24 protein-coding genes and 1 pseudogene are annotated in these 24,537 nt (G+C 74.1%); 11 read left to right on the top strand and 14 right to left on the bottom strand.

The features are described from left to right. The first annotated feature begins 18 nt into the window (after positions 1-18). Positions 19-936 (top strand): PRC and DUF2382 domain-containing protein, encoded by a 918-nt coding sequence (locus tag ACGFQC_RS13320; RefSeq protein ID WP_363087938.1) that lies wholly within the window; start codon positions 19-21, stop codon positions 934-936. 215 nt (positions 937-1,151) lie between these two features. Here the strand turns inward: ACGFQC_RS13320 and ACGFQC_RS13315 are convergent, their stop codons facing one another. Further along, positions 1,152-2,171, bottom strand: coding sequence for an LLM class flavin-dependent oxidoreductase (locus tag ACGFQC_RS13315; protein WP_363087939.1), 1,020 nt, complete (start codon positions 2,169-2,171; stop codon positions 1,152-1,154). Between the two features lie 112 nt (positions 2,172-2,283). Continuing rightward, on the bottom strand, positions 2,284-2,454 hold the full coding sequence (gene rpmF / locus ACGFQC_RS13310) for a 50S ribosomal protein L32 (protein WP_363087940.1): 171 nt from the start codon (positions 2,452-2,454) through the stop codon (positions 2,284-2,286). Positions 2,455-2,568: 114 nt separating this feature from the next. Here rpmF and ACGFQC_RS13305 point away from each other — a divergent pair, with 114 nt between their 5' ends. Next, positions 2,569-3,060, top strand: coding sequence for a hypothetical protein (locus tag ACGFQC_RS13305; protein ID WP_363087941.1), 492 nt, complete (start codon positions 2,569-2,571; stop codon positions 3,058-3,060). A 132-nt stretch (positions 3,061-3,192) separates the two neighbouring features. On the opposite strand, the gene ACGFQC_RS13300 is transcribed toward ACGFQC_RS13305, so the two are convergent. Next, on the bottom strand, positions 3,193-3,408 hold the full coding sequence (locus ACGFQC_RS13300; RefSeq protein ID WP_363087942.1) for a dodecin: 216 nt from the start codon (positions 3,406-3,408) through the stop codon (positions 3,193-3,195). Between the two features lie 222 nt (positions 3,409-3,630). On the opposite strand from ACGFQC_RS13300, the gene ACGFQC_RS13295 reads away from it, so the two are divergent. Next, on the top strand, positions 3,631-4,893 hold the full coding sequence (locus tag ACGFQC_RS13295; protein WP_363087943.1) for an extracellular solute-binding protein: 1,263 nt from the start codon (positions 3,631-3,633) through the stop codon (positions 4,891-4,893). A 21-nt stretch (positions 4,894-4,914) separates the two neighbouring features. On the opposite strand, the gene egtD is transcribed toward ACGFQC_RS13295, so the two are convergent. Genes egtD through egtA form a run of 4 tightly spaced genes read right to left on the bottom strand, consistent with a single transcriptional unit; the run spans position 4,915 to position 9,324 of the window. Further along, on the bottom strand, positions 4,915-5,877 hold the full coding sequence (gene egtD, locus ACGFQC_RS13290) for an L-histidine N(alpha)-methyltransferase (protein ID WP_363087944.1): 963 nt from the start codon (positions 5,875-5,877) through the stop codon (positions 4,915-4,917). Continuing rightward, the gene (gene egtC, locus ACGFQC_RS13285; protein WP_363087945.1) at positions 5,874-6,695 is read right to left on the bottom strand and encodes an ergothioneine biosynthesis protein EgtC; all 822 of its coding nucleotides are present in this window, start codon (positions 6,693-6,695) and stop codon (positions 5,874-5,876) included. The genes egtD and egtC overlap by 4 nt, the downstream gene beginning before the upstream one ends. Further along, positions 6,695-8,020, bottom strand: a complete 1,326-nt coding sequence (gene egtB, locus ACGFQC_RS13280; protein ID WP_363087946.1) for an ergothioneine biosynthesis protein EgtB — start codon at positions 8,018-8,020, stop codon at positions 6,695-6,697. Before egtB ends, egtC begins: the two co-directional genes overlap by 1 nt. Further along, on the bottom strand, positions 8,017-9,324 hold the full coding sequence (gene egtA / locus ACGFQC_RS13275) for an ergothioneine biosynthesis glutamate--cysteine ligase EgtA (protein ID WP_363087947.1): 1,308 nt from the start codon (positions 9,322-9,324) through the stop codon (positions 8,017-8,019). Before egtA ends, egtB begins: the two co-directional genes overlap by 4 nt. 330 nt (positions 9,325-9,654) lie before the next feature. Here egtA and ACGFQC_RS13270 point away from each other — a divergent pair, with 330 nt between their 5' ends. Beyond that, positions 9,655-10,500 (top strand): TIGR02452 family protein, encoded by an 846-nt coding sequence (locus ACGFQC_RS13270; RefSeq protein WP_363087948.1) that lies wholly within the window; start codon positions 9,655-9,657, stop codon positions 10,498-10,500. A gap of 15 nt (positions 10,501-10,515) precedes the next feature. On the opposite strand, the gene ACGFQC_RS13265 is transcribed toward ACGFQC_RS13270, so the two are convergent. Further along, a complete protein-coding gene (locus ACGFQC_RS13265) occupies positions 10,516-10,965 on the bottom strand; it encodes a type II toxin-antitoxin system PemK/MazF family toxin (protein ID WP_363087949.1) in 450 nt (149 codons plus the stop codon). Positions 10,966-11,256: 291 nt separating this feature from the next. Beyond that, on the bottom strand, positions 11,257-12,678 hold the full coding sequence (locus ACGFQC_RS13260) for an amidase (RefSeq protein ID WP_363087950.1): 1,422 nt from the start codon (positions 12,676-12,678) through the stop codon (positions 11,257-11,259). A 228-nt stretch (positions 12,679-12,906) separates the two neighbouring features. Between ACGFQC_RS13260 and ACGFQC_RS13255 the strand changes: the two genes are divergently transcribed. From ACGFQC_RS13255 to ACGFQC_RS13245, 3 genes are all read left to right on the top strand, one after another. After that, complete coding sequence (locus tag ACGFQC_RS13255; RefSeq protein WP_363087951.1) at positions 12,907-14,295, top strand: glycoside hydrolase family 43 protein; 1,389 nt, start codon at positions 12,907-12,909, stop codon at positions 14,293-14,295. Between the two features lie 147 nt (positions 14,296-14,442). After that, on the top strand, positions 14,443-14,826 hold the full coding sequence (locus ACGFQC_RS13250; RefSeq protein WP_363087952.1) for a nuclear transport factor 2 family protein: 384 nt from the start codon (positions 14,443-14,445) through the stop codon (positions 14,824-14,826). Positions 14,827-14,965: 139 nt separating this feature from the next. Continuing rightward, the gene (locus tag ACGFQC_RS13245; RefSeq protein WP_363087953.1) at positions 14,966-15,415 is read left to right on the top strand and encodes a hypothetical protein; all 450 of its coding nucleotides are present in this window, start codon (positions 14,966-14,968) and stop codon (positions 15,413-15,415) included. Between the two features lie 6 nt (positions 15,416-15,421). On the opposite strand, the gene ACGFQC_RS13240 is transcribed toward ACGFQC_RS13245, so the two are convergent. Then, positions 15,422-15,904, bottom strand: coding sequence for a MarR family transcriptional regulator (locus ACGFQC_RS13240; RefSeq protein ID WP_363087954.1), 483 nt, complete (start codon positions 15,902-15,904; stop codon positions 15,422-15,424). Positions 15,905-16,089: 185 nt separating this feature from the next. Between ACGFQC_RS13240 and ACGFQC_RS13235 the strand changes: the two genes are divergently transcribed. Then, positions 16,090-17,547, top strand: a complete 1,458-nt coding sequence (locus tag ACGFQC_RS13235) for an MFS transporter (RefSeq protein ID WP_363087955.1) — start codon at positions 16,090-16,092, stop codon at positions 17,545-17,547. A gap of 154 nt (positions 17,548-17,701) precedes the next feature. On the opposite strand, the pseudogene ACGFQC_RS13230 reads toward ACGFQC_RS13235, so the two are convergent. Then, positions 17,702-18,136: pseudogene (locus ACGFQC_RS13230) on the bottom strand (FkbM family methyltransferase); the annotation flags it as partial. 243 nt (positions 18,137-18,379) lie between these two features. Then, the gene (locus ACGFQC_RS13225; protein WP_363087956.1) at positions 18,380-18,943 is read right to left on the bottom strand and encodes an NAD(P)H-dependent oxidoreductase; all 564 of its coding nucleotides are present in this window, start codon (positions 18,941-18,943) and stop codon (positions 18,380-18,382) included. A 119-nt stretch (positions 18,944-19,062) separates the two neighbouring features. On the opposite strand from ACGFQC_RS13225, the gene ACGFQC_RS13220 reads away from it, so the two are divergent. Both ACGFQC_RS13220 and ACGFQC_RS13215 read left to right on the top strand, forming a co-directional pair. Continuing rightward, a complete protein-coding gene (locus ACGFQC_RS13220) occupies positions 19,063-19,728 on the top strand; it encodes a helix-turn-helix domain-containing protein (RefSeq protein ID WP_363087957.1) in 666 nt (221 codons plus the stop codon). Positions 19,729-20,056: 328 nt separating this feature from the next. Next, positions 20,057-21,493 carry an aldehyde dehydrogenase family protein gene (locus ACGFQC_RS13215; protein ID WP_363087958.1) on the top strand — a complete coding sequence of 479 codons (1,437 nt, stop codon included), beginning with the start codon at positions 20,057-20,059 and terminating at the stop codon, positions 21,491-21,493. 175 nt (positions 21,494-21,668) lie between these two features. Here the strand turns inward: ACGFQC_RS13215 and trxA are convergent, their stop codons facing one another. Further along, positions 21,669-22,046, bottom strand: a complete 378-nt coding sequence (gene trxA, locus ACGFQC_RS13210) for a thioredoxin (RefSeq protein WP_363087959.1) — start codon at positions 22,044-22,046, stop codon at positions 21,669-21,671. 149 nt (positions 22,047-22,195) lie between these two features. Between trxA and ACGFQC_RS13205 the strand changes: the two genes are divergently transcribed. Then, positions 22,196-23,614 carry an NAD(P)/FAD-dependent oxidoreductase gene (locus ACGFQC_RS13205; protein WP_363087960.1) on the top strand — a complete coding sequence of 473 codons (1,419 nt, stop codon included), beginning with the start codon at positions 22,196-22,198 and terminating at the stop codon, positions 23,612-23,614. Positions 23,615-23,704: 90 nt separating this feature from the next. On the opposite strand, the gene ACGFQC_RS13200 is transcribed toward ACGFQC_RS13205, so the two are convergent. Next, positions 23,705-24,349 (bottom strand): peptide deformylase, encoded by a 645-nt coding sequence (locus tag ACGFQC_RS13200; protein ID WP_363087961.1) that lies wholly within the window; start codon positions 24,347-24,349, stop codon positions 23,705-23,707. Positions 24,350-24,537: the final 188 nt, after the last annotated feature.

Here is a 24,537-nt window from a genome sequence, read left to right as displayed (position 1 = left end):
TGAAGGGAGGGCGATTCCATGATCGCCCGCGAACAGATCAGGAATGTGCTGGACCATCCCGTCTACGACGGGGAGGGACACAAGATCGGCGAAGCCAAGCACGTCTTCTTCGACGACATGACCGGGCAACCCGAATGGGTGACGGTCAAGACGGGCCTCTTCGGCACGAGCGAGTCCTTCGTACCGATCCGCGACGCCTCGATGGTGGAGGACCACATCGAGGTCCCCTATGACAAGGAGAGGGTCAAGGGCGCACCCAACGTCGACGTCGACTCGGGCGGACACCTCTCGGAGTCCGAGGAGCACCGCCTGTACGACTACTACGGCATCGACTGGGACAGCGTCCTCGACGACGACGCCTCGGGGCGGAGCGGCTGGACCGCGGGGACGGGCACCTCGGCGGCGACCGGCACGGCGGCGGGAACCGCTCCGGGCATGCGGCCGGGCGAGGCGGCCGCCGGCCACCGGGCGGGCCGGACCGGCGACGACGCCATGACCCGCCCGGACGAGACCATGGCCCGCTCCGACGACGCCATGACCCGCTCCGAGGAGCAGATGCACGTCGGTGTCGAGCGGCGCGAGACCGGACGGGCCCGGCTGCGCAAGTACGTGGTCACCGAAGAGGTCGAGACGACCGTGCCGGTGCGCAGGGAGGAGGTGCGCGTCGAGCGTGAGCCCATCACCGAGGCCAACCGCGACGCCGCGCTCTCCGGGCCGGACATCACTGAGGCCGAGCACGAGGTCGTCCTCCACGAGGAACGTCCCGTGGTGGAGACCGAGACCGTGCCGGTGGAACGGGTCCGGCTGACCACCGACGAGCACACCGAGGAGGAGACCGTACGCGGTCAGGTCCGCAAGGAACGCCTGGAGGCCGAGGGCGCCGAGGGTCTCGAGGGCGAGAGGTACGACGACGACACCCCGCCGGACCGCCGGTGAGCCGACCGTCCGTCAGCGGGACGCGCCGGAGCGCACGGTGACGTCGGCGGTCCGGTCGGGCGACGCGGCGCTCGGATGACGCGGCGGGCGGCGGTACCGACCGCCGCCCGTACCGGGCTCGGCCCCGCGGCCCGTACCGGGCTCGGCCCCGCGGCCCGTACCGGGCTCGGCCCCGCGGCCCGTACCGGGCTCGGCCCCGCGGCCCGTGCCCCGGGTCAGGCGCGCGGCGCCCGGGCCCCGCCGTGCACGACGGCCGCCAGCCTGCGGTAGGAGTCCAGCAGCGCTCGCCGGTCGTAGGTGCTGGTGGTGACGAGGACCTCCTGGGCCCCCGTGTCCTTCAGTACCGTCTCCAGCTCGCGGGCGACCTGTTCCTCGGTGCCGGCGATCTGGCCGGCCAGGCCCGCCTCGTAGAAACCGCGCTCCCGCGTGGTCATCGGCAGGGCCTCGACCCGGTCCGCCGGGGGCAGTGGCGGAAACGTGCCGTGCGTGCGGGAGTGCGCCATGGACCAGGCCTCCGGGACCAGCAGCCGGCGGGCCTCCTCGGGCGTCCCGGCGACGGCGACCGTCCCCGAGACGACGACGTACGGCTCCGCGGCCCAGGGGGAGGGCCGGAAGCGGACGCGGTAGTCGTCGACGCCCCGCCGCAGCCGGTCCCGGTCGCGCAGATCGCCGATGACCACGGGGAGTCCCGCCTCCGCCGCGATCCGCGCGCCCTCGCCCATGGCCAGCACGAACGGCGGCACGGTCAGCCCCTCGGCGGGGCGCGCGTGCACGCCGGTCGGCGAGGTGCCGCGGAACCAGCCGAGCAGTTCGCGCAGTTGGGCGGCGAAGTCCTCGGCGTCGTCCTTGCCGCGGCCCAGGGCCCTGCGGACCCCGTCCGTGAAACCGACCGACCGGCCCAGGCCCATGTCGATGCGGCCCGGGAACAGCGATTCCAGCACCCCGAACTGCTCGGCGACGACCAGCGGCCGGTGGTTGGGCAGCATGACCCCGCCCGTGCCGACCCGGATCGTGGCCGTCGCGGCGGCCACGGCGGCGGCGAGAACGGTCGGCGCGGAGCCGGCCACGCCGGGGACGCCGTGGTGCTCGGACACCCAGAACCGGTGGTAGCCGAGCGCCTCCACCTCCCGCGCCAGCGCCACGGTGTCCCGCAGGGCCGCGTCGGCCGGATGGCCCTCGCGCGTGCGGGAGCGGTCGAGGACGGAGAACCGGGCGGCTTCGATCACAGAACTCACACGGTGTTCAACGCGTGGCGGACGCCGGGATTCCCTCAGGGCCCCGGCCCCGCCCCGGACCGCCGGTATTCCCCTCGGGCCCCGGCCCTCCGCGCCCCTGACCCTCCTCCGGTCAGCTTTCGGGACGCAGCAGGCCGCGCTCGTACGCCCGCACCAGGTGCTGGGGGACGAGGTGGCGGACGCCGTCCACGGTGACGGGCACGAGTGCCGGTGCGGTCGCCTTCCATCGGGCGCGACGGTGACGGGTGTTGCTGCGGGACATCTTCCGCTTGGGCACGGCCATGGGGATCCTCCTCGGCGGCTGGACACCGAGGACGCTATATGAAAATGGATCCCATTAACAATTGGCGGTCGACCTTGTGTTCGCCCGGACGCGGGAGGTCCCTAGGGTGGTGCCGTGACCGACAGCAGCAAGCGACCCCTCGCCGTGTTCGACCTGGACAACACCCTTGCCGGCACCGCCCACCGGCAGCGGTTCCTGGAGCGCGGGCCGCGGGACTGGGACGCCTTCTTCGCGGCGGCCCCGCACGACCCGCCGCTCGCGGAGGGGGTCGCGCTGGCCCTGGAGAGCGCGCGGGAGTGCGAGGTGGTCTATCTGACCGGGCGCCCCGAACGCTGCCGGCGGGACACCCGCGAGTGGCTCGACCGGCACGCGCTGCCGAAGGGTCGGGTGTACATGCGACGGGACGGCGACCGCCGGCCGGCCCGCCGCGCCAAGCTGGAGATCCTGCGCCGGCTCGCCCGGGAGCGCGAGGTGCGGGTCCTGGTGGACGACGACGACCTGGTCTGCGACGACGCGGAGGCGGCCGGCTTCACCGTGGTCCGGGCGCGCTGGGCGGCGCCCTCGGCCGCGCTGCGCGTCGCCCAGGAGCGCGAGGGGCGCACCTGAGGCGCGGGCGGACTACCGGCCTGAGGGCCGCCCGTCACTCCGCCCGTCACTCCGCCCGTCACTCCGTCCGTCACCCCGCTCGGCGAACCGCCGGACCGGACGGCCGCGGCGGCGCGGCCCGCCGCTCGCCCGTCACTCCGTCTCGTCCAGGCGGAAGCCGACCTTGAGGCCCACCTGCCAGTGCGCGACATCGCCGTTCTCGATCTGTCCGCGCACCTGGGTCACCTCGAACCAGTCCAGGTGCCGCAGGGTCTGCGAGGCGCGGGAGATGCCGTTGCGGATCGCCTGGTCCACGCCGTCGGGTGAGGTGCCGACGATCTCCGTGACCCGGTAGGTGTGGTTCGACATGCGGGTGCTCCTCTCGGCCGGGACGGCGGTGCCGCGTGTGTCGCGCGTCACTCCACGGTGCCCCAGGCTGCGGCGGAGCGCGAGACGTGCGGGGTGCGGGCCGGTCACCCCTTGACCTCCGCATTGGTCCATACCAAAATCCTGCACACCCGTCCGGGCGACCCCGCCCGTTCCCCCACGCCGGGCCCCTCGCCCCTGTCCACCAGGCAGAACAGGACCCCCGTGAGACGTCGCCTCCTCGCCCTCCTCTGCGTGTCCGCCTCCCTCCTCACCGGTTGCGGCGCCGTGCCGGGCGTCGGCGGGAGCGACCGGCGGACCGTCACCGTCTGGCTCATGAAGGACAGCGCCTCGCGGGACTTCCTGGACCGGTTCACCGAGGACTTCGAACGCGACCACCCCGACCTCGACCTGGACATCCGCATCCAGGAGTGGACCGGCATCGCCGACAAGGTGCAGACGGCCCTGGAGGGCGACGGCGAGGACGGGCCGGACGTCATCGAGGTCGGCAACACCCAGGTCCCGCTGTACGTCGACGGCAACCGGCTGCTCGACCTGACCCTGGAATCCGTCGCCAAGTGGGAGAAGGACGAGTGGCTGCCCGGCCTCGCCGACCCGGGGCAGCGCCGCTTCCACCAGTACGGCATCCCCTGGTACGCGGCCAACCGTGTCGTGATCTACCGCAAGGACCTCTTCGCGCAGGCCGGAGTCACCGCCGTGCCGCGCACCCGCGAGGAGTGGCTCACCGCCACCGAGAAGCTGAACTCGGACGGGAACCAGGGCATCTACCTGGCCGGCCAGGACTGGTACACCCTCTCCGGTTTCATCTGGGACGAGGGCGGAGACCTCGCCACCGAGGACGCGGGCCGCTGGGAGGGCACCCTGGACACCCCGGCCGCCCTGCGCGGCATGGAGTTCTACCGAAGCCTTCAGTCCCTCGGCGCGGGACCGGCGGACGCGGACGAGGAACACCCGCCCCAGGCAGGGGTTTTCGCCGCGGGCAAGGTCGCCCAGATCGTCGCCGTCCCCGGCCTCGCACGGGCCGTCGTCCAGCAGAACCCCGCGCTGGAGGGGAAGCTGGGGTACTTCCCCGTCCCGGGGAAGAGCGCGGCGAAACCGGGCGCGGTCCTCATCGGCGGCTCCGATCTCGTCGTGCCCCGCAACACCGACCGGCGCGAGGCGGCCGTCGCCGTGGTCGCCGCGCTGACCGGTGCCGAATGGAACACCGACCTGGCCCGCACCATGAACTACGTCCCGAACAAGGCGAAGCTGGCGTCCGCGGTGGCGGGCGAGGAGGGGGTCGCCGCCATGGCGGCGGGAGCCGCGCAGGGCCGGGCGACCCCCAGCACGCCCGAGTGGGCCGCCGTGGAGGCGGACAACCCGATCAAGACCTACATGACCGAGGTGCTCGGCGGAGCCGATCCCGCGACACAGGCCCGCCGCGCCTCCCGGCGGATCACCGAGGCGCTGACGGTCTCCGCGGGCTGACCCGCACCCGTACGGTCGTTCCTACCGCGCGGTGCTCAGCGAGAGTGCGAAGCGGCCCTCCCGGTCCGTCCACCAGCGGGACAACTCCAGTCCCGCCGCGGACAGTTCCGCGCGCACTCCCGCCTCGCGGAACTTCGCCGAGACCTCCGTGCGCAGCTCCTCGCCCGCCGCGAAGTCGACGGCGAGACCGAGCGCGGGGAGCTTCACCGTCTGCGCCGTGCGGGACCGCAGCCGCATCTCGATCCACTCGTTCTCCGCGTCCCAGAGCGCGACGTGGTCGAAGGCGCCCGGATCGAAATCGCCGCCCAGCTCACGGTTGACGACGGCCAGGACGTTCTTGTTGAACGCCGCCGTCACCCCGGCCGCGTCGTCGTACGCCCGCACCAGGACCTCCTCGTCCTTGACGAGGTCCGTGCCGAGCAGCAGGGCGTCGCCCGGCGAGAGCAGCGCCCGGACCGATCCGAGGAAGGCCGCGCGCTCGTCGGGCAGGAGATTGCCGATCGTGCCGCCGAGGAACGCCACCAGACGCGGCCCCGGGGTGTCCGGGAGCGTCAGCGGTGCGGTGAAGTCGGCGATGAGGGCGTGGACGGACAGGCCCGGCCGCTCGGCGGCGAGGGCCCGTCCCGCCCCGGTGAGGGCGCTCTCGCTGACGTCGACGGGCACGTAGGTGTCCAGGTCCGTCAGCGCGCCGATCAGGTGCCTGGTCTTCTCCGAGGACCCCGAACCCAGCTCGACCAGGGTGCGGGCGCCGGCCGCGGCGGCGGTCTCGCCGGCCCGGTCCACGAGGATCTCGCGCTCGGCCCGCGTCGGGTAGTACTCGGGCAGCTCGGTGATCCGCTCGAACAGTTCGCTGCCGTCGGCGTCGTAGAACCACTTCGGCGGCAGTGTCTTGGGGGTGGCGGTGAGGCCCTGGAGGACGTCGGCGCGCAGGGCGGCGCCGGTGGCGTCCTCCGGGAGGGTGCGGGTGATCTGGAAGGGGCTCACGAGCCGTTCTCCTCGGGTGATGGGGCTGCCCCCGCGGCGGAGCCGGGAGCGGGGGAGGGCGCCGCGGCCTCGCTCGGGTCCTTCAGCGGGGTGAGCAGCACCTCGGTGCGGGTCGCCGCGAGCAGGGTGCGGTCGGGGACCTCCTGCCAGCGCGGATCGTCGTCGTAGGGCTCGGAGGCCACGACCGTGCGGCCGGGCTCCGTCAGGTACCAGAGGGTGTCCCCCCAGGCCGTCGCGGTGACGGTGTCGCCGTCGCCGAGCAGCAGGTTGAGCCGGGAGCCGGGGGCCGCCGCGGCGACCTCCTGCACCGTGTCGGCGAGCGCCTGGCCCTCCGTGTCCCCGGCGCGCAGCCGGGCCAGGACCAGTGCCCACACGAACGCGGAGTCGTTGCGCGCCTCCATGGCCAGCACCGCGGACGCCGGCAGCGTGCGTACGAGCGGCTCCAGCGACCCCGGCCAGCCCGGCACGGCCCCGTTGTGACTGAACAGCCACCGCCCCGCCGCGAACGGCGCCGCCGCGGCCTCGGCGTCCGCCCCGGCCAGCGTCGCGTCGCGTACGGCGGCCAGCACCGCCCCGCTGCGCACGACGCGGGCCAGGTCGGCGAAGGACAGGTCGGCCCAGATCGGCCCGGCCCGGCGGTAACGGGCCGGCACCGGATCACCCCCGGCGTACCAACCCACGCCGAAACCATCGGCGTTGACCGTGCCGTACCGCTGCACCCGGGGGGACCACGACTGGCGGTACAGGCCGTGCGGGGGCTCCACCAGGAGTCGGCCGAGCGGTTCCTCCGCTCCCAGGTAAGCGATATGACGGCACATCAGGCGGCCGCCGGGCGGGCGGTGCGGAAGCCGGAGAAGATCTGCCGCCGGATCGGGTAGTCCCAGTTGCGGAAGGTGCCCCGGCAGGCCACCGGGTCCACCGCGAACGAACCGCCCCGCAGCACCTTGTACTCGGGGCCGAAGAACACCTCCGAGTACTCCTTGTACGGGAACGCCCGGAAGCCGGGGTAGGGCTGGAAGTCGCTCGACGTCCACTCCCACACATCGCCGATCAACTGCCGAACCCCCAGCGGAGATTCCCCTGCCGGATAGCTGCCGGCGGGTGCGGGGCGCAGATGGCGCTGGCCCAGGTTGGCGTGCTCGGGCGTGGGGTCGGCGTCGCCCCACGGGTAGCGCATCGACCCGCCGGTCGCGGGGTCGAAGCGGGCGGCCTTCTCCCACTCGGACTCGGTCGGCAGCCGCCGCCCGGCCCAGCGGGCGTAGGCGTCGGCCTCGTACCAGCACACGTGCACCACCGGCTCCTCGGGCGGCACGACCTCGGTGACGCCGAAGCGGCGCCGGAGCCACTGCCCGCCGTCGCGGTGCCAGAACAGCGGCGAATCGATTCCGTTCCGGCGGATGTGGGACCAGCCCTCCGCCGTCCACCAGCGGGCGTCGTCGTAACCGCCGTCGTCGATGAACGCCTGGTAGGCGCCGTTGGTCACCGGCGTGGTGTCGATGTGGAACGCCGCCACCTCGCGCCGGTGCGCGGGCCGCTCGTTGTCCAGCGCCCAGGGCTCGCCGGAGGTGCCCATCGTGAACGGGCCGCCCGGCACGAGCACTTCGGACGGGCCGGTGAACAGCGGTGCCGGTTCCGGGTCGGGAGCCGTCAGCGCCTGCGGCCCCGTGCGGAGCTGATGGGTGATCAGCATCGTCTCGTCGTGCTGCTGTTCGTGCTGGGCGACCATCCCGAAGGCGAAACCGGCCTCGGTGAGCCGTGTCCCGTCGAAGTCGGCCGAATCCAGCAGGTCCAGGACCCGCCCGCGCACCTCCGCCGCGTAGGCGCGGGCCTCGGCGGGCGGCAGCAGCGGCAGCGAGGGCCGCTCGGAGCGCGCGTGCTCGAAGGCGTCGTACAGCCCGTCGATCTCGGGGCGCATCGCCTCGCGGCCCGCCACGGCGCGCAGCAGCCACAGTTCTTCCTGGTTCCCGATGTGCGCGAGGTCCCACACCAGGGGGGACATCAGGGGGGAGTGCTGTGCGGTGAGGTCGGGCTCCTCCACACAGCTGGTCAGGAGCGTGGTGCGGGCACGGGCGGTGACGAGGGTGGTGAGCGCCCGCTCGCGCAACGCCTCGGTGTCCAGGGCCTCGGGGGCGAGGTCGGTCATGTGCGGATGTCCTTCCCGTGTGTGCGGCCGTCGGTGCCGCACAGGCGGTCGAGCTGGTCGTCGGCGGGGGTGCGGCCCTTGCGGACGTAGCGCTCCAGGTACCCGGCGACGGCGTCCGTCACCTCGGTGCCGGCGCCGATCCGGGGCAGGGCCTCCAGGGCCGTCGTGAAGCAGGCCACGGCGGTCTCCCGCAGCTCGGGGTCGGCGAGACCGGAGCGGGCCGCCTCGCTCCACAGCGGGTTGTGCGGCGCCGGCCCCGGACGGGACCGTTCCGCGAGCGGTTTGACCGCCCGGTAGGCGCTCTCGGCGGCCTCCGGGTCGTCGAACAGCGCCGTCGTCACCGCGAGCGGCACGATCCAGCCGTCCTCGCCCGGCTGCGCGTCGATCATGCGCAGCTCCAGATGGCCACGCGGTCTCACCGGCGGGAACAGCGTGGACATGTGGTAGTCGAGGTCCGCCCGGGTGGGCGCCCCCGACCGGATCCACTCCCGGAAGGTCAGGTCCTCGGGTACGTCCCACGGCCCGTCCTCCCGGCGTACGCACATCACCGGGGCGTCCAGGACGTGTCCGGCCCAGGCGGCGCGCGGATCCCGGTCCAGGGCCGGTGCGCCCGCGCGGCCCGCGCCGATCTCCGCCCACAGCCGCTGCCGTGTGGAACGCCAGCCCGTCGGGGAGCCGCCGAGCAGCGGCGAGTTGGCGAAGGCGGCGACCAGGACGGGGCCCAGCACGTGCGCCAGCCACCAGCGCCGCCCGTGCCCCAGCGGGCCGGGCTCCTCGTGGCCGGCGTCCAGGCAGACCTGCACGGAGGCCGAGGTGCACATCATGGCCCGCCCGGCCGGACCGGTGCGGTCGAGGCACGCCTCCATGGCGTCGTAGCGCGGCTCGTGCAGGAACCGCCGGGGCGGGTGCCAGGGCTCGGTGCCGAGTCCGGCGAGGACCAGTCCCACCCCGCGCAGGACGGCGCGGACGGCGTCCAGGTCGGCGGAGACGGTGCTCACGCACTCCATCAGGGAGGCGGCGGGCGGCGAGCTGAGCTCCAGCTGGCCGCCGGGTTCGACGGTGAGCGCCGAGGACAGCGGCACCGTCCGCAGGGCCTCGTAGGCCGCCGCGAGTCGTTCGGGTGGGACGGGGAGCCGCGGTGAGCGCAGCTCGTGGACGAACCATTCCACTTCGACCCCGACGGTGCGGGGCGGTCCGGTCTTGAAGCAGATGCCCTTGACCAGGGCCTCCGCCTCGGCCTCGGTGAGAGGAGTACGGGTCCCCGTACAGTCACTCCCCGAAGCGCCGCTCGACGTGTCCGACATGTCGGTATCCTCCTGAGATTCCACCATGCCACCGGTCCGGCTTCGATGGTGCCGGACCGGTTCGCTCATCCACCCAAGACCCTCCCGCCGCATCGCACAAGAGCGCCCGTCGGCGCCCGCGGGTCCGGGGCACCCTCCTTTCCGCGCCGTTCCCGGGCCGTTTCCGAGGGGTTCCCGCCGACCTTCCAGGCCGGTGGAAAACCGGTTGCACCGTCCGTCCAGCATCGCTGACGATGCGTGCGTGAGCACGACGGGGGAGACGGACGGGGCACGGTACGCCGTGCGGCGCACCGTGCGGCACGTGGCTGTGGCGCCCACGGGGGTGGCGCCGTGAGCGCGCGGCTGCGCGGCATCGCGCGGGAGACGGAGGAGGCCGTGGCCGCGGGCGCGTACCGCACGGCCGACGGGCGCGAGGTACCGCTCGCCGCCGCGGTCGGGGCCGCTCGGGAGGGGACCCGCATGGTGGGACCCGGCCCGGTGCCGGTCCCGGAGGCGGTCCTGGGGGCCGCCCCGTCCGCTCCGCGGATCGAGGTCACCGGCGAGAGCAGCCTGGAGGCCGCCCGCAGACTCGCGGACGCCCCGGTGGCGGTGCTCAACTTCGCCTCCGCCCGCAATCCCGGCGGCGGGTACCTCAACGGCGCCCAGGCCCAGGAGGAGGCGCTGTGCCGCGGCTCCGCGCTGTACACGTGCCTGCTGCGGGCCCCCGAGTTCTACGACCACCACCGCGCCCACCGCGACCCGTTCTACACGGACCGGGTCGTCCACTCACCGGCCGTACCGGTCTTCCGCGACGACCGGGGCCGGTTCCTGCCCGAGCCGTACACCGCCGGCTTCCTGACGGCCGCCGCGCCGAACGCCGGAGTGATCCTGCGTACGGCGCCGGAGCGTGCCGGCGAACTGCCGCGCGCGCTGGCGGTACGGGCCGAACGCGTCCTGGAGACGGGCGCGGCGCACGGCTACCGGCGGCTGGTCCTCGGCGCCTGGGGCTGCGGCGTCTTCCGCAACGACCCCGCGCAGGTGGCGGGCGCCTTCCGGGCGCTGCTGGGTCCCGGCGGCCGGTTCGAGGGGACGTTCACGCGGGTGGTGTTCGGCGTGCTGGACCGGACGCCGGGGAGCGTGGTCCGGCAGGCCTTCGTGCGCGCCTTCCCGCAGCCGCGGCTCCGCGAGCGGGCGTGAGCGCCGGGAAGGCGCTCAGTTCCAGCCGTACCGTTCCCGCAGCCGGTGCACCACCAGGTTGAACCGCATCCGGTCCAGTGCGCAGGCCTCCCGGCGCATGCCCTGCTCGTGCAGCCGCAGCACGCGGTCGACGGCCACCCAGGAGTCCCGGCCCGAGCGGTCCCAGGGACCGCTGCCGATCGGCACCCACTCGCGGTCGCCGACGTGCTGCTTGCTGGACAGCCGTACGGCGAGGAAGGTACCGGCCGCCTCCCGGGCGACGACCAGCACCGGGCGGTCCTTGCCGCGCCCGTCGTTCTCCTCGAAGGGCACCCAGGTCCAGACGATCTCGCCGGGGTCCGGGTCGCCGTCGCGCGCGGGCGAGTACTCGGTCCGCACCCGGCCGACCTCGCGCGGTTCGGCCTCGACGGTGGCGGAGGGGCCGAAGCGGCCCGGGACGTTCTCTTCTTCGGTGGAAGCGGTCACGAGGGCACCCTAGGGCCTGTCGTTCGGATCATGCCGGGCTCGCGGGGTCTGGTGCCGCCTCTCGCCGCGTCGTCGTCGGTCGCCAGGGCTCCTCCCTGACTCCCTCCTCCGCCCTCCAAGGCACGGCACCGGACTTCCCCCCTGATCCGGCCCGATCCAAACGAAAGACCCCGGAGGCTGTGCCGGGACCGCCCCGGTGCCGCCCCCGTGACCACGTCGCGCGGGGACGCCGGCGACACGCCCTCCCCTCTGGCCCAGGCCCCGGCGCGGCGCGCACCCGGAGCGGGCGGCTCAGGCCGCCGGGGAGTCCGTGACGAGCGGCTCCGGCCACCGCTCGTGCCAGCGCAGGTCCGCCTCCGCCTGCGCGGCGAGCGACAACAGCAGCGGCTCGCTGCCGGCGGGCCCGAGCAGTTGCGCCCCGACCGGCAGCCCACCGGGCGTGAAGCCCGCGGGCACGTTGACGCCGGGCCAGCCGAGGACGTTCCAGGGCCACGCGTAGGGGCACGCGGCGATCATGGCGCGGTCGGTGGCGAACCCGCTCAGCTCCAGCAGGGCGCCGATGCGCGGCGGGGGAGCGGCCGTGGTCGGCGCGAGCACCACGTCGTACGTCTCGAAGAAGCGGCCGATACGGCGGTGCAGCACCGCCTCCGCACGGCGGGCCGCCCGCAGCGGGGCGCCGCCGAGGAGCCTGCCGAGCCGGGCGGCGCCATGGGTGCGCCGGTCGAGCAGGGCGGGGAAGGGCGCCTCGGCCACCCACTCGGCGATCCCCGCGGTCGCCCGTGGCACGAAGGTCAGCCCGATCCGCCCGTACGGCGGGTCGGCTTCCTCGACGGTGTGCCCGAGGCCCGCCAGCGTCGCCGCGAGCGCGACGACCCGGTCGCGCACCTCGGGGAGCAGCCGGGCGGGCACGGCGGTGAACGGAGGCTTCAGCGCGAGGGCGATCCGCAGCCGGCCGGGGTCGCGGCCCACCGCGGCGAGGGCATCGACGGCGGGAGGCCGGTGCGGGTCGCGCGGATGGTTGCCGCTCGCCGCGTCGAGGAGGAGGGCCGCGTCGGCCACGGTCCGGGCCAGGGTGCCGTTGACCGTGATGCCCTGGAAGGACTCGCCGCGCGGCCAGGTCGACACGCGTCCGCGCTGCGGCTTGATGCCGACGAGGTGGGTCCAGGACGCCGGGATGCGGACCGAGCCGGCGCCGTCCGAGCCGAGCGCGGCGGGTACCAGGCCCGCCGCCACGGCGGCCGCCGAACCGCCGGAGGAACCGCCCGGGGTGTGCCCGGTGTGCCACGGGTTGCGGGTCGCGCCGAAGGCCGGGCCCTCGGTGAACGGCCACTGTCCGAATTCACAGGTGTTCGTCTTGCCGACGATCACGGCCCCGGCCGCGCGCAGCCGCCGTACCGCCTCCCCGTCCTCGGCGACCGCGGGATGGGTGCCCGCGCAGCCGAAGGCGGTCGGCTCGCCCGCCACGTCCATGTCGTCCTTCACGGCGACCGGCACCCCCAGCAGGGGCCTGCGCCCGCCGCGGGACAACTCCCGGTCGGCCGCGTCGGCTTCGGCGAGCGCGGCCTCGGCGCGGACGACGCGGAAGGCGTTGAGGGTGCCCTGGGTGGCCTCGATCCGCGCCAGGGTCCGCTCGACCAGCGTGCGGGAGGTGACCTCCCCGGCGGCCAGCGCGCGGGCGGTCTCGATCAGGCCTGCGGAACGGTCGAGCGTCATGGCGGGACACCTCCGTGAGCACATTGTCTACCGAACGGTAACGTCCGGCCCCCGGAGGAGGAACACACTCCGGCCCGCGGGGGTTCCGTGTCCGCCGCGGGCGTCGCACGGGCCACCACCCGTTCCTGTGCGAGGCATTGACGTGCCCGGGGGTCACCCCTACCTTCTGATCGGTTTTCCGAACTTCGTTCGGGATGTCGAACCCGCGTCGTAGGGAGAGAGCCGCACATGACCGCACGCCGCCCCACCCCGTCCCGCCGCAGCGTGTTGCGCGCGATGGCCGCCCTGCCCGTCTCCACACTGGTGCTCGCGGAGGCGCCGGGCCTGCTCGGCACCGCGCTCGCCGCCGCCCCGCCCGGCGGATCGGCCACCCGCTACACCGTCGTGCCGTTCCTCGACAGCGACGACGGCACGGTGAACGTCTATCAGTCGGACGACGCCACCGACTTCCGCCTCGCCAGGTCCGCCGCCTACACCCCGCCCGCGAACCGCATCCGCGACGCGAGCATCCTCAAGCACACCGACGGCTCCTACTACCTGACCTACACCACGCACACGTGGCAGGACCCCAGCACCACCATCGGGTTCGCCCGCAGCACCGACCGGCTCACCTGGTCGTTCCTGTACGACCACCCGGTCCCCGTCGCGGGCCTCTCGCGGGCCTGGGCACCGGAGTGGTTCGTCGACGGCGACGGCAGCGTCAACATCATCGTGTCCTGCTCCACCACGGACGACGAGTGGATGTTCACCCCCTACCTGCTGAGGGCCACCGACCCGGGCCTCACCGCCTGGACCGCACCCGTCGCCCTGTCCGGCATCGGCGAGAACCACATCGACACCTTCGTCGTGAAGCTCGGCCCGACCTACCACGCCTTCACCAAGAACGAGACGACCAAGTACATCGAGTACGCCACCGCCACCCGGCTCGCCGGCCCGTACAGCATCTCCCGCACCGGCGACTGGGCGGGCTGGGGCGGCTACCGCGAGGGCCCGGCCCTCGTCCAGCTCGACAACGGCGGCTGGCGCGTCTTCTTCGACGGCTACGGCGACGGCACCTACTACTACAGCGACAGCTACGACACCTTCACCACCTGGAGCGCGCCGAAGGCCCTGCCGGGGATCTCCGGCACGGCCCGCCACTTCACCGTCGTCAAGGAGACGGTGACCGGCGGGGTGAGCCTGCCCCGCAACGTCACCCGCTCCTTCCGCTCCGTCAACTACCCCACCCGGCACTGGCAGGCGCAGTCCGCGCTGCTCAACCTGCCGGTGGTGAACGCCTCCGGTACGGCCGCCGAGAAGCGGGCGGCCACCTTCACGGTCGTACCCGGCCTCGCGGACGCGAACGGCTGCTCCTTCCGTGACGCGGCCGGCAACCACCTGCGCCACTACTCCTTCCGTGCCCGCTTCGACCCGAACGACGGCACGCCGGCCTTCGCCAGGGACGCCACCTTCATCGCCCGCACCGGCACCACGAGCGGCTCGGTGCGCTTCGAGTCGTACAACTATCCCGGGTACTACCTGCGCCACTACGACTACCAGCTCCGCGTGGAGCGGGCCGACGGCACGGAACTGTTCCGCCGGGACAGCTCCTTCCTGCCGGTGACCGCCTGGGCCTGAACCGCCGCGGTCGGCGGCGCGGCGAGCACCGGGTGACCCGAACAGCCATGATGATCGCTGACAGGCATGCGCCGAGGTACGCCCCGGTCCTGCCGTGCGGTGAAGGCGATCCGGCGGCGGAGGCGGGGCACGACGACAGGAGCACGGATGAACCCCTCAGCCGACGTGCACACCCGCATGGAGGTCATCGACGCCTACCGGGCCCATCTGCACGCGATGGCCGACGGCGACACCGTCGCGCTCGACGCCCTGCTCGACGACGGTTTCACCCTGACGGGGAACACGGGGGACGAGCAGCCGAAGGCCGCCTGGCTGGCGGACCTGCGCGCCGCGACGTTCGTCCCGCAGGCGATCGAGGAGAAGACCGTGACCGTCACGGTCGACGGCGACACGGCACGCCTCGTGGGCCGCGTGGTCACGCGTCCGGCCGCGGACGGCGCGCACGAGGACCGGCGACTCCAGCTGACCATGGACTACGCCCGCGTGCGCGACTCCTGGATCGCCCTGCGTTCGGTGACCCGGAGCTGGTGAACCGCGCGGGACCGGCCTCCGGCCGGTGAGATCATGGGCCCATGGACGCGGAGGCGGGGGAGCGGGCGGACGACGTCCGGTGCCGTCCCGCGCGGTCGGCGGGCGGGCGACGGGCGGGGCGGCGGTCGGGGGCGGTGCGGTGAGGTGTCGTCCGCTCGCCCTCCTGGGCGTGGTCGTCGCGCTGACCGGGTGCGCGCTCCCCGGCCGGGGCGCCGCCTGCACGCAGGCCGACATGGACTCGGCGGTCGGCGTGCTGTGGACCCCGGCCGACTTCGGGGGCGCCGACGCGGCCGTCGTGCGGGTGTGCGTGGAGGAGCGGTGCGTGCGGCGGTCGTCGGGTAACCCCGACGACCCGTTCGCGAGGCTGTCGGTCCGGCTGCCCGACGACGTCGGGAGGGCCACCGTGCCGGTGCGGCTCACCGTCACCTCGGCGGCGGACGGCCGCGTCCTGGTGTCCGACCGCGTCCGGGCCGGGCTGACGGAGCAGCACCCCAACGGCCGCTCCTGCCCGCCCGTGGCCTGGACCGCGAGCTACGGCGTCGACCCGGAGCGCGGGCTCGTGCCGGCGGCGGGAACGGCCCCGCGCTGACCGGGATCAGCCGCGCGGCTCCCCGCCCTGCGGGGACGGGCGCGGCCACGGGCGTCCGCCGATGGCCTCGATGCCGTTGTTGAAGCGCCTGAGATAGGACGCGAACGCGGTGATGTCGTCCTGCGACCAGTCCCCCATGACGCGGTCCAGGACCTCGACGATGCCCCGCCGCTCCTCGTCGAGCAGCCGCTCGCCCTCCGCCGTCAGCCGGAACTTGCGGGCCATCCCGCCCTGCGGATCGGGGATGCGGTCGAGCAGTCCGGCGCGCATCGCCGCGGCGGTCTGCCGGTTCAGGGTGGAGGCGTCCAGGGCGAAGGCGTCGCTCAGCTCCCCGATCGACATCGGGCCCTGGACCCGGATCCGGCTCAGCAGGATGTAGGCGCTGCGCTCCAGGACACCGTCCGTGCGGCGGCCCCCGCGCCGGCTCAGGAACGTGTGGCGGCTGAGCAGCATCTGCTCGTACTCCACCTCGTGCGTCGGCCTCTGCATGTACCCGAGCCTCCTGTTCGTGCGGCCGTCCCCGCGACCCGTCCCGGCGGCGGCCGCTCCATCCTGGCACACCACCGTGCAGGCACCACATCGCGTGCAACCACCACATCACATGGTTGATGCATTCGACATGTACGATGCACATCCCTCGCCCGGAACCCCCAGAGAAACCGAGGAGTCCGCCCATGGACGCCCCCCAGCCCACGGCCCGCGCGGGTGGCGTGGTCGCCACGCTCGCCCTCGCCGGCATCACGGCCGCGATCATGCAGACGCTGGTCACCCCGCTCCTCGCCGAACTGCCGCAGATCCTCGACACCTCGTCCTCGAACGCGGCCTGGGTCATCACGGTCACCCTGCTGGCCGCCGCGGTCTGCGTGCCGGTCGTGGGCCGCCTCGGCGACCTGCTGGGCAAGCGGCGCATGCTCCTGGCGTGCGCGGTGCCGCTGATCGTGGGCTCGGTGGTGTGCGCCCTCGCCTCCGGCGTCGTCCCGATGATCATCGGGCGCGGGCTCCAGGGCATGGGCATGGGCATGCTGCCTCTCGGCATCGCCCTGCTCCGCGACGTCCTCCCGCCGGAGAAGCTCAGTTCCTCCATCGCCCTGGTCAGCGCCTCGATGGGCATCGGCGGCGGCCTCGGCCTGCCCATCGCCGCGGCGATCGCCCAGTACGCGAACTGGCGCGTCCTGTTCTGGGGCTCGGCCGGCATGGCCGTCGTCGTCACCCTGCTCATCTGGTTCCTGATCCCCGACGTGCCCGCCGCCGCCAAGGGGCAGCGCTTCGACCTGCCCGGTGCGCTCGGTCTCGGCGCCGGCCTGGTCGCCCTGCTGCTCGCGGTCTCCAAGGGTGCCGACTGGGGCTGGGGTTCGGGCGTCACGCTCGGCCTGTTCGCCGCCGCCGTCGTGGTCCTCGCGGCCTGGGGATTCTGGGAGACGCGCACCACCGACCCGCTGACCGACCTGCGCACCACCGCCCGCCCGCGGGTGCTCCTCACCAACCTCGCGTCCGTCTTCATCGGCTTCGCGATGTACGCGAGCATGCTCGTCATGCCGCAGCTCCTGCAGTTCCCGGAGGCCACCGGCTACGGGCTCGGCCAGTCCATGCTCGCGACCGGCCTGTGGATGGCCCCCGGCGGCATCATGATGATGTTCGTCTCCCCGCTCGGCGGGAAGCTCACCAACGCCCGCGGCCCGAAGTCCACGCTCGTCTGCGGCGCGCTGGTCATCGCCGCCGGCTACGGCCTGTCCATGGCGCTGATGGGCTCCGCCTGGGGCCTGATGGTCGTCGGCATCGTCATCAACAGCGGTGTCGGCCTCGCCTACGGCGCGATGCCCGCCCTCATCATGGGTTCGGTCCCGCTGTCGGAGACCGCCGCCGCCAACGGCTTCAACACCCTCATGCGGTCGCTGGGCACCTCGGTCGGCGCCGCCGTCATCGGCGTGATCCTGGCCCAGATGACGACCACCATGGGCGGCTACACCCTCGCCTCCGAGGACGGTTTCCGCACCGCGCTCCTCGTCGGCGGCGCCCTCGCCCTGGTCTCCGCGGCCATCGCGTCCGTCATCCCCGCCGCCCGCCCGGCCGACTCCGACACGGAGGAGACCCGGCACGCCTTCGAGCCCGAGTCCGAGCAGGCCAAGGTCTAGGACGCGGGTCCGGGCAGGGTGCGGGGGCCCGCCGTCCCACGCCTTCGCACCCGCCGCAGGGCTCACCGGACCGCGGTACCCGCCGACCGGGCGCGGAACCCGGCGGCGCCGCCGCGCCAGGAGACCGTCGGCAGCCCAGCCCCGAGCCGGCCGGCTACGGCGTGGGGGCCGCGTCCGCGCGCACCAGCACGCAGTCGAACTCGATCACCCGGCCGGTGGTCGCCTCCCGGGTCACCGGGTACATGCCCGTGATGCCGAACCCGGCCGCCTCGTACGCCGCGACGGCCTCGCCCCTCCCAGGGCTGCCTTCGTACAACCGCAGCACCGCGACCTCGGACTGCATGCCGACGAACTCCCCGATCCGCTTCCCGGCTCCGGCGAACACCTCCAGGTCGTAGCCCTGGGTGTCCATCTTCAGGTAGGGGCGCGGATCGGCGAGGCCCTCCAGCGCCTCGTCCATGACCTCGTCGAGCCGGCGGACGCGGATCTCCTCGGTGTCGGACGTGTCGAACCGGCTGTACCGGTCCCTGCCGTAGTCGCTGGGCCCCAGCAGGGAGTTCATGGTCTTCCAGCCGGTGTGGATCTCGGCGGTCGTCTCCGAACGGGGAAGGACATGCGTGTCGGTGTGCGCATCAACCGGTTCGGCGCCCCGGGGGAGGGCCCGCGCTCGGTGCCGAGCTCGCCGCGGCCGCGGCGGCCGGGGGCCCTCGCCCGGACGGAAACGGAAGGGGACCGGAGACTCCGGGCCCCTTCTCCAGGCCGTGGGCCCCGTGGTCCGTGGTCGGTCTCACCGGTGTCGCCGGGACGGCCGGACTGCCAGGCAGTCGGACGGTCAGGCGGCCACGGTCTCGCTCGCGTGGCCGTGCAGGCGGGCCACGACCTCGGTCAGCTGCGCGGCGACCTCGGCGTCGTCGGCCGGGTGGGTCTCGGCGAAGCGGGTCAGGGAGCCGGGGATGGAGAGCTTGAGGTCCTCGAGCACCTTGCCGCCGGCGATGCCCACGGCCTTGCGGGCCTCGTCCTGCGCCCACACGCCGCCGAACTGGCCGAACGCGGTGCCGACCACGGCGACCGGCTTGCCGCCGAAGGCGCCGGCGCCGTACGGGCGGGACAGCCAGTCGATGGCGTTCTTCAGCACGGCGGGGATGGTGCCGTTGTACTCGGGCGAGAACAGCAGGAAGGCGTCGGCGGCCTGGGCGGCCTCACGCAGCTTGGCGGCGGCGGCCGGGACACTGCCCTCGACATCGAGGTCCTCGTTGTAGAACGGGATGTCGGCCAGGCCTTCGAACAGGTCGACCTGCGCGCCCTCCGGAGCGACCTTGACGGCCGCCTCGGCGAGCTGGCGGTTGGTGGAACCGGCGCGGAGGCTGCCGACGAGCGCGAGGATGCGGACAGGCATGGGTTACTCCCCAGGGGCTGGAACAGTGCGGTGACAATCCGGACCGAGGTCCGTTTACAAGTTCTAGCACTCTAACCGGACCGCGGTCCAGTTTCTTCCCGGTGCTTTACGCTGAGTTCATGTCCGCCGCCCTGCCTCCCCTCCCCGGCCCCGAGACACCCCTCGGCGAACCCGAACTGCTGCAGCTCGGGACGGCCGAGGACGAGCCATGTCTGCGCGCCGACGCGGCCCGCAACCGCGCCCGGCTGCTCGACGCCGCCGCCCGGCTGGTCGCCGCGCACGGCGCGGCCGGGGTCACGATGGAGGCGGTGGCCGCCGCGGCGAACGTCGGCAAGGGGACGGTCTTCCGCCGCTTCGGCGACCGCACCGGACTGCTGACGGCGCTGCTCGACCACTCCGAGCGGAAGTTCCAGGCCGCCTTCCTCGGCGGGCCCCCGCCGCTCGGACCCGGTGCCGCACCGGTGGAACGGCTGCGGGCGTTCGGCGTCGCCTACCTGCGCCGCGCGATCGACGAACTGGACCTGCTGCTGGCGGCCGAGGCCGGCCCGGACCGCCGCTACACCGGCCCCGTCCACCGTCTGCACCACGGCCATCTCGCGCTGCTGCTGCGGCAGGCGGCACCGGACGCCGACCCGGACCTGCTGGCCCACACCCTGCTGGGCTATCTCAACCCGTCCCTGGTCCACCACCTGGTCCGTCAGTGCGCAACCCCGCCGACCCGCCTGGAAACCGGCTGGACCGACCTGGTGGACCGGGTCACGGGCGCCCGCGGCGGGAACGACTGACGAAGAACGCGACGCGAACCGAACACCCCACGACCGGGGACGGGTACCCGAGGGCGGTGACCGCCTTTTCCCGCGACCGTCCCCTGCGCGACTGCTCCTTGCGCAGCTGCTCTTTGCGTCGCCCGCTCGTTCCGTCGCCCGCTCGTTCCGTCCGGCGGACGACTACGATGTTGCACGCTCAATCGGACGGGGACGCGTTCGGCGCCGGCGCACCTCGCCCGGCCGCCCCGGAGCCCGCGTCCCGCCACCCCGGCCGCTCCAGCGGCTGCGCACCACGCGGGACTCGCGCCCCCGGCAGGTCCCGAGGGTCACTGATCGGAGAGCCGCCATGCCGTTGCTCGATCCCACCGCCCGGCAGTCCCGCAGCCTGTCCGGCCCCGTGCACACCGTCACCGAGCCCGCCACCGGCGACGCCCTCGGCACGGTGGTGCTGGCCGGCGCGCAGGACGTGGCCCCGGCCGCGCAGGCCGCCCTCGCCGCCCAGGCCGAGTGGGCCCGCGTCCCCCACTTCGTCCGCGCCGCGGTGCTGCGCAAGGCCGGCGATCTGTTCGCCGCGCACGCGGACGAACTGCGCGAGTGGCTCGTGCGCGAGTCCGGTTCCGTCCTCGGCAAGGCCGACTTCGAACTGCACGTCGCCGCCCAGGAGTGCTACGAGGCCGCCGCCCTCGCCTCCCGCCCGGCCGGCCAGGTCCTGCCCAGCGAGGTGCCCCGGCTGTCGTACACCCGCCGTGTCCCCGTGGGCGTCGTCGGCGTGATCTCCCCGTTCAACGCCCCGCTGATCCTGTCCATCCGCTCGGTCGCGCCGGCCCTGGCACTCGGCAACGCGGTCCTGCTGAAGCCGGACCCGCGCACGGCGGTCTGCGGCGGACTGTCACTGGCCGCAGTCTTCGCGGAGGCCGGTCTCCCCGAGGGACTGCTGCACATCCTGCCGGGCGGCGCCGGGACGGGTGCGGCCCTGGTCGCCGACCCGCGCGTCCCGGTGATCTCCTTCACCGGTTCCACCGCGGCGGGCCGGGCGGTCGGCGAGGGGGCCGGCCGGCACCTCAAGCGCGCCCATCTGGAACTCGGCGGGAACTCCGCCCTGATCGTCCTGGAGGACGCCGACCTCGACGCGGTGATCTCCACGGCCGCCTGGGGTTCCTTCTTCCACCAGGGACAGATCTGCATGACCACCGGCCGCCACCTCGTGCACGCCTCGCTCTACGAGGATTACGTCGAGCGGCTGGTGGCGAAGGCCGACGCCCTGGCCGTGGGCGACCCGCACCGCGCGCAGGTCCACCTGGGCCCGCTCATCGACGACGGTCAGCTCCGCAAGGTGCACGGCCTGGTGGAGTCGAGCACGGCGGCCGGCGCGAAGCTGGCGGCCGGCGGCACGCACGAGGACCTGTTCTACCGCCCGACCGTCCTGGCGGGCGTCGACGACCGCACCCCCGCCTACACGGAGGAGGTCTTCGGACCGGTCGCCCCGGTCCGCGCCTTCGCCACCCCGGAGGAGGCCGCCGCCCTGGCCGGGGCGAGCTCCTACGGCCTGTCCCTGGGGATCGTCACCCGCGACACGGCCCGCGGCCTCGACCTGGCCGAGCGCATCCCGACCGGCATCGTGCACATCAACGACCAGACGGTCAACGACGAGGCCGTGGCGCCGTTCGGCGGGGTCGCGGCCTCCGGCACCGGCGCCCGCTTCGGCGGCGAGGCCAACCTGGAGGCCTTCACCGACGTGCGCTGGACGACGGTGCGCGGGGACGTGGCGCCGTACCCCTTCTAGAACCGGCGCCCCTTCCGGAACCGGCACCGGCGCCCCTTCCGGAACCGGCACCCCTTTTCCGGAACCCGCGCCCCTTCCGGAACCGGCCCGGACGCCTGCCGGGGGCCGAGCCCCAGATGTTGCCGGGCCGGACCGGGCCGTACCGCTTCGAGGACGGGCGCAGGGGACCCGCAGGTCACTCGCCCTGGGCGGCCTGCTGCTCCTCGACGGACTTGCGGACCTCGTCCATGTCCAGCTTGCGGGCCTGTCCGATGACGTCCGTGAGGGCGGCCTCGGGCAGGGCGCCCGGCTGCGCGAACACGGCGACCCGGTCGCGGACGATCATCAGGGTCGGGATCGACTGGATGCCGAAGGCCGCGGCCAGTTCCGGCTGGGCCTCGGTGTCCACCTTGCCGAAGACGAGGTCCGGGTTCTCCTCGGCCGCCTTCTCGTAGACCGGGGCGAACTGACGACACGGCCCGCACCAGGACGCCCAGAAGTCGATCAGGACGAAGTCGTTGTCGGTGACCGTCTGGTCGAAGTTCTCCTTGGTGAGCTCCACGGTGCTGCTCATGGCGTGATTACCTCTTCCCGTGTTCCCGTGCTCCCTGCCGGGTTCTCCCGGCAGGGGGTGAAACCGCCCGCGTCAACACGGCCGGCAGGTCGCGTATTCCGCGCCCTACCCGTGTGGCCACCCCGTACACCACCCACCAGACTGACCCCATGACGGAAACGGAAACCATCGCGTACGACGTCGTGGTGCTCGGGGCCGGGCCCGTGGGGGAGAACGTGGCCGACCGCACCCGTGCGGCCGGTCTCACCACCGCGGTCGTGGAGAGCGAACTGGTCGGTGGCGAGTGCTCCTACTGGGCGTGCATGCCCAGCAAGGCCCTGCTGCGCCCGGTCATCGCCCAGGCCGACGCCCGACGCCTGCCCGGCCTGCGCCAGGCGGTGCAGGGCCCCCTCGACGCGGCCGCGGTCCTCGCCCACCGCGACTACTACACCTCCGACTGGAAGGACGACGGCCAGGTCGGCTGGCTGGAGGGCATCGGCGCCGACCTCCACCGCGGCCACGGCCGCCTGACCGGCCCGCGCACAGTCGCGGTCGGCGACAAGGTCCTCACCGCCCGGCACGCCGTCGCCGTGTGCACCGGCACCCGGGCCGTCCTGCCCGACCTGCCCGGACTGGCCGAGGTCGGGCCGTGGACCAGCCGTGAGGCGACGAGCGCCCGGTCCGTGCCCGGTCGCCTGGTGGTGGTCGGCGGCGGCGTGGTCGCCACCGAGATGGCCACCGCCTGGCAGGCCCTCGGCTCCCGGGTCACCCTCCTGGTGCGCGGCAAGGGACTGCTCAACCGCATGGAGCCGTTCGCCGGCGAACTGGTCGCCGAGGCGCTCACCGCGGCCGGCGTCGACGTGCGGACCGGGACCTCGGTGACGTCGGTGACCCGTGACGACGGCACGGTCGTGGTCGTCACCGACGCCGGCGACCGGATCGAGGCCGACGAGATCCTCTTCGCCACCGGCCGCGCCCCGCGCACCGACGACATCGGCCTCGACACCGTCGGCCTGGAGCCGGGTTCGTGGCTGCCGGTCGACGACAGCCTGCGCGTCACGGGCAACGACTGGCTCTACGCGGTCGGCGACGTCAACCACCGTGCCCTGCTCACCCATCAGGGCAAGTACCAGGCCCGTATCGCCGGTGCCGCGATCGCCGCCCGCGCCTCGGGGGAGACGGACCTGGACTCCGGTCCGTGGGGAGCCCACGCGGCCACCGCCGACCACGCCGCCGTCCCGCAGGTCGTCTTCACCGACCCGGAGGCCGCCGCGGTCGGCCTCTCCCTCGCGGAGGCGGAACGGGCCGGACACCGGGTCCGCGCCGTCGACGTCGACCTCTCCTCGGTCGCCGGGGCGGGCCTGTACGGCGAGGGCTACCAGGGCCGCGCCCGCATGGTCGTCGACCTGGAGAGCGAGGTCCTGCTCGGTGCCACCTTCGTCGGCCCCGGCGTCGGCGAACTGATCCACTCGGCGACCGTCGCCGTCGTCGGCCGGGTCCCCGTCGCCCGCCTGTGGCACGCCGTACCGTCCTACCCGACGATCAGCGAGGTGTGGCTGCGCCTGCTGGAGGCGTTCCGCGACAACTGACGGTCCGGCACCGGCGTCCGGCCGGGCCCTGTCGTCACGGACCGGCCGGGAAGGTGACGACAGGGTCCACTGCAGCCCGGAACACAGGGTCTACGGCAGCCCGAAGCCCAGCGCGCGGGCCGCCTGCTCCGGAGTCGGCTGCGCCCACCGGCGCGCCACCGTCTCGTTGGCCGACAGCGAGCGCAGCTCGGCCCGGTCCAGGTAGAGCAGGCCGTCGAGGTGGTCCGTCTCGTGCTGCACGATCCGGGCGGGCCACCCGCCGAACACCTCGTCCAGCGCGCGGCCCGTCTCGTCCTGGCCGGTCAGCCTTACCTCGGCGGGCCGGGCCACCACCGCCTGCCAGCCGGGCACGCTCAGACAGCCCTCGAAGAAGGCGGCACGGCCGGAACCCACCGGCGCGTAGGCGGGATTGACCAGGACCCGGAACGGCTGCGGCACCCGGCCGCGGGCCACCCGCACCTCCTCCGGCACCGGCGCCGGGTCCTCGATCACCGCGATCCGCAGCTCCACGCCGACCTGCGGCGCGGCCAGGCCCACCCCCGGAGCCGCGCGCATGGTGACGCGCAGCGCCTCGACGAAGCGCGCCAGCAGGGCGGGGCCGAGCTGACCGTCGTAGCGCTCGGTGCCGGTGCGCAGGACCGGGTCGCCGGCCGCCACGATCGGCAACGGGCCGCCGGAGGCGAGGAGTTCCTCGACCCGCTCGGCAAGGGGGGCGCGGGAACTGGGAGATGCCATCCGGCCAGCATGCCACGACCACGGCACCTCGGACGCGGGTCACCGGGCGGGCCGGGAACGCGGTGGGGTCGCGCACCGGCGGGGCGGCGGGCGTCCGGCCGGGTGCGCCACGGCGGCGGGGGGGGGGGGGGGGGGGGGGGCCCCCCCCCGGGCCCCCCCCCCCCGGGCGGGGGGGGGGGGGCCGCGTC

Origin of the sequence: Streptomyces sp. NPDC048734 (genome assembly GCF_043198675.1) — a bacterium.
Taxonomy (GTDB): Bacteria; Actinomycetota; Actinomycetes; order Streptomycetales; family Streptomycetaceae; genus Streptomyces.
This window is presented reverse-complemented; position numbering and strand designations above follow the sequence as displayed.